Genomic DNA, 7,276 nt, shown 5'->3' on the forward strand with positions numbered 1-7,276 from the left:
GGAAACGGGGCGTGCGGGGGCGTTGCCGGGGGCGCACCGGAAGAGCGCCGTCCGCCTGTCGTGCGGACGGCGCGCTACCGCCCGCCGGGAGTCCCGGCCGCGGGGTCTTACCAGCCGCGCTCGCGCCATTCCGCGAGGTGCGGGCGCTCGGCGCCGAGGGTGGTGTCGTTGCCGTGGCCCGGGTAGACCCAGGTCTCGTCCGGGAGCGTGCCGAAGATCTTGGTCTCGACGTCGTGGATGAGGCTGGCGAAAGCCTTGGGGTCGTCGTGGGTGTTGCCCACGCCGCCGGGGAAGAGGCAGTCGCCGGTGAACACGTGCGCGTGGCCGTGCGGGTCGTCGTAGACCAGCGCGATGCTGCCCGGGGTGTGGCCGACCAGATGGCGGGCCGTCAGCTCCACCCGCCCGACGCGGATGACGTCCCCGTCGTCGACGAGTACGTCGGTCGGCACCGGGATGCCCTCGGCGTCCTCGCGGCCGGCGTAGGTACGGGCGCCGGTGGCGTCCACGACCTCGCGCAGCGCACTCCAGTGGTCGCCGTGCTGATGGGTGGTCACCACTGAGGCGATGCCGCTGTCGCCGATCAGGGTGAGCAGGGTGTGAGGCTCGGCGGCGGCGTCGATGAGCAACTGCTCGTCCGTCGCGCGGCAGCGCAGCAGATAAGCGTTGTTGTTCATCGGCCCGACCGCGACCTTCGAGATCATCAGATCGGCCAACTCGTGTACGTCCGCAGGTCCGCCGACCTCTACCGCTCCGCTGTACATCATGGTCGACAGCCTATAGGGGCGGCAGAACGGGCAGCGGAGCGCCACCTGTTTGGAGTTCCGCGCCGTCCCGGCGGCCCGCCAGCCAGCCCAGCAGCGCCGGGGCCGTGCCGGTCACGGTGAGGGGCTCGCCCTCCGCGCGGCCGGAGGTCCAGGTGCCGCCGTCGGTGGAGACCAGCCGGAGGGCCGGCACGTCCGGGTGGCCGGAGAAGCGGTTCGCGAGGAAGCCGGTCTCGCGGGCGGTGAAGCCGGCGGGCAGGTCCTCCAGCTCGTAGCCGATGCCGAGGTCGACGTGGTGGAGCTCGACCTCGATCAGCCGGCGGAAGGGGACGTTGGCGGCGGTGTCGGTCACGCCGTTGCGCAGGGCGACGGTGCGGTTCCAGTCGGCGGGGGCGTTCGCCGTGTCCAGGAAGCGGGCGCCCGCCGCGCGCAGGTCGTCGAGCTGGGCGGTCAGCGGGCGGGGCGCGCCGCTCTCGATGTCGGTGTCGCGGGCCTCGGCGCTCGCGTACATGGGACGGCCTTCCAGCACGTTCACCAGGGCGTCGGCGTTGCGCGCGAGATGGGCCAGGACGTGGCCCCGGGTCCAGCCGGGCAGCCGTGACGCCTGGGTCACGGCCGCGTTGTCCAGGGTGCCGGCGGCGGTGAGCAGCCGGTCGGTCGCCTCACGTACAGCGTTCAGGTCGTGCACATGATCAGTCATGGCGCCGACGATAGCCCCGCCACTCCTTCGGGTGAAGGAGGTCGATCCGGCCCGTAAATCGAATGTGCGTGCTATATGGTCGTGGGTGGCATCGCTGATGACTTTCGTGCGGCCCTTCGTTGTCAGACCTCCCCCGTACTCTGGATCGGGGGTGAGGACCAGCCCCCTTCAGCTCTCCGGAGCCGACTCTCAAGAAAGGTGCCGACCGGCGTGGCAGACCGTCTCATCGTCCGTGGCGCTCGCGAGCACAATCTCAAGAACGTCTCGCTCGACCTCCCGCGCGACTCCCTGATCGTCTTCACCGGGCTCTCGGGGTCGGGCAAGTCCTCCCTCGCGTTCGACACGATCTTCGCCGAGGGCCAGCGCCGCTACGTGGAGTCGCTCTCCTCCTACGCCCGGCAGTTCCTCGGGCAGATGGACAAGCCCGATGTGGACTTCATCGAGGGCCTGTCCCCGGCGGTCTCCATCGACCAGAAGTCGACCTCGCGCAACCCGCGCTCGACGGTCGGCACCATCACCGAGGTCTACGACTACCTCCGGCTGCTCTTCGCCCGGATCGGCAAGCCCCACTGCCCCGAGTGCGCGCGCCCCATCTCCCGGCAGTCGCCCCAGGCGATCGTGGACCGGGTGCTGGAGCTGCCCGAGGGCAGCCGCTTCCAGGTGCTCTCGCCGCTGGCGCGCGAGCGCAAGGGCGAGTTCGTCGACCTCTTCTCCGACCTCCAGACCAAGGGCTACAGCAGGGCCCGGGTCGACGGGCAGACGATCCAGCTCAGCGACCCGCCCAAGCTGAAGAAGCAGGAGAAGCACACCATCGAGGTGGTCGTCGACCGCCTCACCGTCAAGGACAGCGCCAAGCGCCGGCTGACCGACTCGGTCGAGACCGCGCTGGGCCTCTCCGGCGGCATGGTCATCCTCGACTTCGTCGACCTCGCCGAGGACGACCCCGAGCGTGAGCGGATGTTCTCCGAGCACCTCTACTGCCCGTACGACGATCTGTCCTTCGAGGAGCTGGAGCCGCGCTCCTTCTCCTTCAACTCGCCCTTCGGCGCCTGCCCCGAGTGCACCGGCATCGGTACGCGCATGGAGGTCGACCCCGAGCTGATCGTCCCCGACGAGGACAAGTCCCTCGACGAGGGCGCCATCAGCCCCTGGTCGCACGGCCACACCAAGGAGTACTTCGGCCGTCTGGTCGGCGCGCTCGCCGACGCGCTCGGCTTCCGCACCGACATCCCCTGGGCCGGGCTGCCCCAGCGGGCCAAGAAGGCCCTGCTCCACGGCCACAAGACCCAGATCGAGGTGCGCTACCGCAACCGCTACGGCCGTGAGCGCGCCTACACCACCGCCTTCGAGGGCGCGGTGCCGTTCGTCAAGCGGCGCCACTCGGAGGCGGAGAGCGACACCAGCCGCGAGCGCTTCGAGGGCTACATGCGCGAGGTGCACTGCCCCACCTGTGAGGGCACGCGCCTCAAGCCGATCGTCCTCGCGGTCACCGTGCAGGGCCGGTCCATCGCGGAGGTCTCCGCGATGTCGATCAGCGAGTGCGCGGACTTCCTGCGCGACATGAAGCTCACCGGTCGTGAGAAGAAGATCGCCGAGCGGGTGCTCAAGGAGGTCAACGAGCGGCTGAAGTTCCTCGTCGACGTCGGCCTGGACTACCTCTCGCTTAACCGCGCCGCGGGCACGCTCTCCGGCGGCGAGGCCCAGCGCATCCGGCTGGCCACCCAGATCGGCTCCGGCCTCGTCGGTGTGCTCTACGTCCTGGACGAGCCCTCCATCGGTCTCCACCAGCGCGACAACCACCGCCTGATCGAGACCCTCGTCCGCCTCCGCGACATGGGCAACACCCTGATCGTCGTCGAGCACGACGAGGACACCATCAAGGTCGCCGACTGGGTCGTCGACATCGGCCCCGGCGCCGGCGAGCACGGCGGCAAGGTCGTGCACAGCGGGCCCCTCAAGGAGCTGCTGGCCACCGAGACGTCGATGACCGGCCAGTACCTGTCCGGCAAGAGGTCCATCGCCATCCCGGACCTCCGCCGCCCCGTGGACCCCACGCGCAGTCTGACCGTGCGCGGCGCCCGGGAGAACAACCTGCGCGACATCGACGTGTCGTTCCCCCTGGGCGTGCTCACGGCCGTCACCGGTGTCTCCGGCTCCGGCAAGTCGACGCTGGTCAACGACATCCTCTACACCCACCTGGCACGCGAGCTGAACGCCGCGCGGGCGGTCCCGGGCCGGCACACCCGCGTGGAGGGCGACGACCTCGTCGACAAGGTCGTCCACGTCGACCAGTCGCCGATCGGCCGTACGCCGCGCTCGAACCCCGCCACGTACACCGGCGTCTTCGACCACGTCCGCAAGCTCTTCGCGGAGACGATGGAGGCCAAGGTCCGCGGCTACCTGCCGGGGCGCTTCTCCTTCAACGTCAAGGGCGGCCGCTGCGAGAACTGCGCGGGCGACGGCACCATCAAGATCGAGATGAACTTCCTGCCCGACGTGTACGTGCCGTGCGAGGTCTGTCACGGCGCGCGCTACAACCGGGAGACCCTGGAGGTGCACTACAAGGGCAAGTCCATCGCCGAGGTGCTGGACATGCCCATCGAGGAGGCCCTCGAGTTCTTCGAGGCCGTCCCGACGATCGCACGCCACCTGCGCACGCTCCACGAGGTGGGCCTGGGCTACGTCCGCCTGGGACAGTCCGCGCCGACCCTCTCCGGCGGCGAGGCCCAGCGCGTCAAGCTCGCCAGCGAGCTCCAGAAGCGGTCGACCGGGCGGACGGTGTACGTCCTGGACGAGCCCACGACCGGTCTCCACTTCGAGGACATCAGCAAGCTGATCAGCGTGCTGTCCGGGCTGGTCGACAAGGGCAACACGGTCATCGTCATCGAGCACAACCTCGATGTGATCAAGACCGCCGACTGGGTCGTCGACATGGGCCCCGAGGGCGGCTCCGGCGGCGGCCTCGTCGTCGCGGAGGGCACGCCCGAGGAGGTGGCGGCGGTACCGGCCAGCCACACGGGCAAGTTCCTGCGCGACATGCTGGGGGACCGCGTCAGCGACGCGCCCGCCCCGGCGGCGCGGAAGACGGCGAAGCGGGCACCCGCGAAGAAGACCGCCTCCGCGGCGAAGAAGACGGTGGCGGCGAAGGCCGGCACCGCGAAGAAGACGGTCTCCGCGAGGACGACGGCCGCTACGAAGAAGACGGCGGCCCGGAAGAAGGGCTGAGGCGGTCCGGCACCGCCGACCCCCGCCGCGACGGCCGATCGCCGTCGCGGCGGGGGAGGGGCGGCGCCACGCCGGGGCAGCGGCGCGGCAGGCCGTCGTCGCGGGTATCGTCGCCGTCGTACCATCCCGTACCACCGCTGGAGCTCCCCATGACGTCCTCCCCGGCTTCCCCGGCTTCCCGCCGTACCGTGCTGCGCGGAGCCGCTCTGGCGGGTGCCGCCGGGCTCGGCGCCGCCGCCTGCACCGGCAGCACGGGCGCCAAGGGACCGGCTACCCCCACCGCGCCCGTCGACCTGGGCGCGGCCGCTGAGATCCCGGTCGGCGGCGCCCGTCTCTACCGCGAGCAGAAGCTCGTCGTCTCGCGGCCCGCCGAGGGGGAGTACAAGGCGTTCAGCGCGGTGTGCACCCACGCCGGCTGCGTCGTCACCAAGGTCGAGAACGGGAAGGTCAGCTGCCCCTGCCACGGCAGCACGTTCGACGCCGCCACCGGAAAGGTCCTCCAGGGACCGGCCGGCGCGCCCCTGCCCGCCGTTCCCGTCAAGGCCGACGGCGGCAAGCTGATCGCCGGCCCCTCCGCCTGAGCCCCTCCGCCTGAGCCCGCCCGCGGGCCGCTACGGGCGGTCCGCGGAGATCCCCGGCGGCCCCGGCGATCACGACCAGTCCCAGGCGATCCCCACGATCCCCGGCCGGACCCCCTGCTCCACCATGTGCACCTCCCGGTGCCGTCCCGCCAGTGTCAGCTCCTGCTGACCGCAGCGCGGCGCCCCCGCCGCGCTCTGGCTGAAGCGGCGGCACCGCACCGGCAGCGCGGCCTCGTCGAAGCGGACCCGCAGCACGTACTGCCCGCCCGCGAAGCTGAACCCCCGGACGTACTCGCCGCTCGGGCCGCCCGTGCCGTCGTCGAAGCCGTAGCCGAAGACATGGGTGTCCCCGGCGCGCAGCCGCGCGTCGAAGAGCAGCTCGGCGACGAGGACGCCCGCCGCCGCGTGCCACCGGACCCGGCCCACCCGGCAGTTCTCGCCGGCCCGTACGGTCATCCGGCCGGGGTCGCAGCCCTCGTCGCCGTGGTGGATGGCCACATAGCGGTCCACGCCGTCCCGGTGCGCCCGCACCACGTGGTGCGAGTCGCGGGCGCGCATCTCGCGCCCCGCGCCGATGGACACCCGCTCCAGATGGCAGACGGTGTGGAGGCCGCCGTCCTCCGGTGACTCCAGCTCCGCCAGCAGCCGCTCCAGGGCCCGGGACTCCTCCACCAGCGAGCGGTACGAACGCGCCGCCGGCCGGTCCGGCGCCGTGCCCACCGGCGCCGGGTCGGCGAGTAACCGGGTCAGGGCCCGTTCCGGCAGGTCGAGCACGTCCTCCAGCATCCGCACGGCCCGCAGCGACTCCGGCCGCCGGGGTCTGCGGAGGCCCTGCTGCCAGTAACTCAGGGTCGTCACCCCCACCTTCACCCCGCGTTGCGCCAGCCGGTGCTGCACCCGGTGCAGTGCCAGCCCGCGCGCTGACAAGGCCGTGCGCAGCGCCACGTGGAAGGGGCCCGTTCGCAGCGCCCGGGCCAGTTCGGCCTCGGCAACGCCTGTGCTGGTGCGCGTCATTCCGCTCGCTCCTCTGTCCGCGCTCTCCCGCTGTGAAGCCCCCGTGCGCCTGTGAATATTCACGATCGGCAGGTGTACCGGCCATGCCCCCGCATGCCGCTTCTCCTACTGGACGGCCACGAGCCGTTCACATCCGGCGGGATTCGTTCACACCCTCCCCCCAGGCCGTATTGAAGCCGGTTGACCAGCCCCCGACAACATCCGATGCTCCTCACACGCGTCCGGACGCGCTCCTCCATCACCACCCCCCACCCACGGGAGGAACGCGACAATGTCCCGTGCCTCGGCATCGGCAACCACAGAAAAAGCCCGCATACGCGGCAGACGGCTGTCCCTGACGGCCCTGTTCGCCGCCGCCCTGTTCGCCGTCCCCACCACGGCGAGCGCGGCGCCCGGCGAACAGCCCGCCCTGCGGGCCGCGAACAAACTGAACATCGGCATGCAGGCGCAGCAGCAGACGAACTGGTGCTGGGCCGCCTCCGGCAACACCATCGCCACCTGGTTCGGCCGCAAGTACAGCCAGAACCAGTTCTGCAACGCCGCCTTCAACCGCGCCCAGGGCAGCACGTGCCCCAACAACCAGGCCACGCTGGGCAATGTGCAGAACGCCCTCGACTGGGCCGGCATCAACGAGGGCCGGTACGTCAACGGCTGGCTGCGCTACTCGACCGTCAAGTCCGAGATCGACGCGGGCCGCCCGGTCGAGACCCGCATCCAGTGGCAGTCCGGCGGCGGCCATATGCACGTCATCTACGGGTACGACGACGCGAACAGCATGGTCTACTGGGGCGACCCCTGGCCCTCCAGCAACCGCTACAACTGGGCGTCGCACAACTGGTACGTGAACAACAACCAGTTCGCCTGGACCCATTCGCTCTACGGGATCGGGGCGTGAGGACCATGACCGACCGGCACATACCGAGGAACGCCGCCCGCGCGGCCGCCGCCGGCGCCCTGACCGCCGCGCTGCTGGGCCTCGCCCCCCTGGCCCACGC

General features: G+C 71.2%; 6 protein-coding genes. 3 read left to right on the plus strand and 3 right to left on the minus strand.

The genetic code is table 11. The annotated features are described in order from the left end of the window. Nucleotides 1–107: 107 nt before the first annotated feature. Both K6I33_RS28565 and K6I33_RS28570 read right to left on the minus strand, forming a co-directional pair. Entirely contained in the window at nucleotides 108–764 is a 657-nt protein-coding gene (locus K6I33_RS28565; RefSeq protein WP_229357427.1) for an MBL fold metallo-hydrolase, read from the minus strand. Between the two features lie 10 nt (nucleotides 765–774). After that, nucleotides 775–1,461 carry a maleylpyruvate isomerase family mycothiol-dependent enzyme gene (locus K6I33_RS28570; protein ID WP_229357428.1) on the minus strand — a complete coding sequence of 229 codons (687 nt, stop codon included), beginning with the start codon at nucleotides 1,459–1,461 and terminating at the stop codon, nucleotides 775–777. Nucleotides 1,462–1,671: 210 nt separating this feature from the next. Here K6I33_RS28570 and uvrA point away from each other — a divergent pair, with 210 nt between their 5' ends. Together uvrA and K6I33_RS28580 are read left to right on the plus strand one after the other, a co-directional pair. Beyond that, nucleotides 1,672–4,686 (plus strand): excinuclease ABC subunit UvrA, encoded by a 3,015-nt coding sequence (gene uvrA / locus K6I33_RS28575; protein ID WP_229357429.1) that lies wholly within the window; start codon nucleotides 1,672–1,674, stop codon nucleotides 4,684–4,686. Between the two features lie 149 nt (nucleotides 4,687–4,835). After that, entirely contained in the window at nucleotides 4,836–5,267 is a 432-nt protein-coding gene (locus K6I33_RS28580; RefSeq protein WP_229357430.1) for a Rieske (2Fe-2S) protein, read from the plus strand. Nucleotides 5,268–5,336: 69 nt separating this feature from the next. Here the strand turns inward: K6I33_RS28580 and K6I33_RS28585 are convergent, their stop codons facing one another. Continuing rightward, a complete protein-coding gene (locus K6I33_RS28585; RefSeq protein ID WP_229357431.1) occupies nucleotides 5,337–6,281 on the minus strand; it encodes a hypothetical protein in 945 nt (314 codons plus the stop codon). A gap of 271 nt (nucleotides 6,282–6,552) precedes the next feature. Between K6I33_RS28585 and K6I33_RS28590 the strand changes: the two genes are divergently transcribed. Beyond that, a complete protein-coding gene (locus K6I33_RS28590) occupies nucleotides 6,553–7,176 on the plus strand; it encodes a papain-like cysteine protease family protein (RefSeq protein ID WP_229357432.1) in 624 nt (207 codons plus the stop codon). Nucleotides 7,177–7,276: the final 100 nt, after the last annotated feature.

It is taken from the genome of Streptomyces sp. UNOB3_S3 (assembly GCF_020740895.1).
In the GTDB taxonomy this organism is placed as follows: Bacteria; Actinomycetota; Actinomycetes; order Streptomycetales; family Streptomycetaceae; genus Streptomyces.